At 62.1% G+C, this 1,526-nt stretch carries 2 protein-coding genes; both read right to left on the reverse strand.

Annotated elements, in window-relative coordinates:
• Positions 1 to 41 precede the first annotated feature (41 nt).
• Positions 42 to 896, reverse strand: a complete 855-nt coding sequence (locus tag AAFO60_RS20750) for a DDE-type integrase/transposase/recombinase (protein ID WP_347958142.1) — start codon at positions 894 to 896, stop codon at positions 42 to 44.
• A gap of 203 nt (positions 897 to 1,099) precedes the next feature.
• A partial coding sequence (locus AAFO60_RS20755; RefSeq protein ID WP_347958143.1) for a hypothetical protein occupies positions 1,100 to 1,526 on the reverse strand: 427 nt, incomplete at its 5' end.

Below are 1,526 nucleotides of genomic sequence, written 5' to 3' on the forward strand. Positions count from 1 at the left end.
CGCTGGGTGTCAAGCTGTTTTGAGTCGGTCTGTCGACTTTCTTATGCTGTTTTCTGAAGCGCCGGTCGGCTGGGTCTGTGATGCAGGTTGATGCCTACTTCAGCAGCCGGCGTGGGCAGTTTCGGTGGTCGGTGGTGGCGACCGGGGTGCGCGTTGTAGTACGCCGCCACGGTCTCCACGCGTCGCTGGTGGATTTGTACCCAGCTGCCATCGTGGACCGAGTTCGGGGTGTGCAGGCCCAACGCTGAATGGTGATGCTCGGCGTTGAACCAGACGACGTAGGTGGCCATCCAGGCGTGTGCAGCCTCGAGCGATTCGAAGTACCCGGGATAGCTCGGTCGGGTCTTGAGCGTACGGAATTCGGACTCCTTGAACGGATTGTCGTTCGAGACCGATGGCCGGTTGAACGACATCGTGATCCCCAGATCGAGGCAGAGGTTCTCCAACGCGTTCGAGGTCATCGCCGCACCACGATCAGCATGAAGCATTGCCGGCTTGCCCTGTTCAGCGGCGAATGCGTCGACGAACATCGCCACGGCGAGACCGTCCTTCTCGGCTGCATGCACGGCGAAGCCGACGATCTTGCGTGAGTACAGATCTTGGATCGAGTACGCCTTGTACGCAACGCCGAAGAACTCGCCCGGCAGATCGGTGATGTCCCACATCCAGACCTGCCCCGGCCCGGTGGCAGCCACGATCGGCACCGAAGGCCGTCGGCGGTTCTTCCGCCTCGGTACCGGAGGCCGATCGTCTTGTTCGATACGGTTGGCGATCCGATACCACTGCCGCAGGGAGGCCAGAAACACGCCGTCGTCGAGAGCGAGAGCGAACGAATCCTGCAACGACCTGTACTGCTTCCACCCCGCCCGGATCAGGTCGGCGATCTGATTTTCCACGACAGCGTCCAGGGCCGTGGAATAGCAGCGATCGCGCTGATGGACAGGGTTGGTCACCGGCGGCCGCGGGCGTGACCGGTAGTGCCAGGACCCGCTGGACACCCCGGCCAGTTCCAGAGCCTTGTTCTGCGAGTACCCGATCTCCTTCAGCTCCTCGACCAGCCCGAACCGAACGGCCCGGACCTGCTCGACACGCTGGGCGTCTACTCGGACTCTTGCGACATCTGCTGCAAGAGTCCGAACGCTTTTCCCATCGCGATGTTCCCTTCGTGGAGCATCGCGATCTCCACCTTCATCTTCTCGATCTGCTTCTCGAACGCAGCACGCTCGGCTGCCGAGGACCGTTCAAGCTCCCGCAACTTCCGCGTGGCGCTCTTCACCGCCCGCGGCGTATGGGACCCCTTCCGAGGCACCAGGCCCTGCGCCAGGTCCCCACCGAGGTACGCACGGCGCCACTTATCGAACACATGCTGCGTGAACCCCTTCTCCTCAAGCCACGCGTACTTCGTCCCACGCGGCAAGTCGAGGTACTCCTCAACAAGCAACTCGATCTCCGCGACCGACAAGTTCGGCTTAGCACTCATCACGTTCCTTCCTGGAACCGACTCACACACAGCTTGGCACGCATTG

The sequence above is a fragment of the Gordonia aichiensis genome (genome assembly GCF_039946255.1).
Lineage (GTDB): Bacteria > Actinomycetota > Actinomycetes > Mycobacteriales > Mycobacteriaceae > Gordonia > Gordonia aichiensis_A.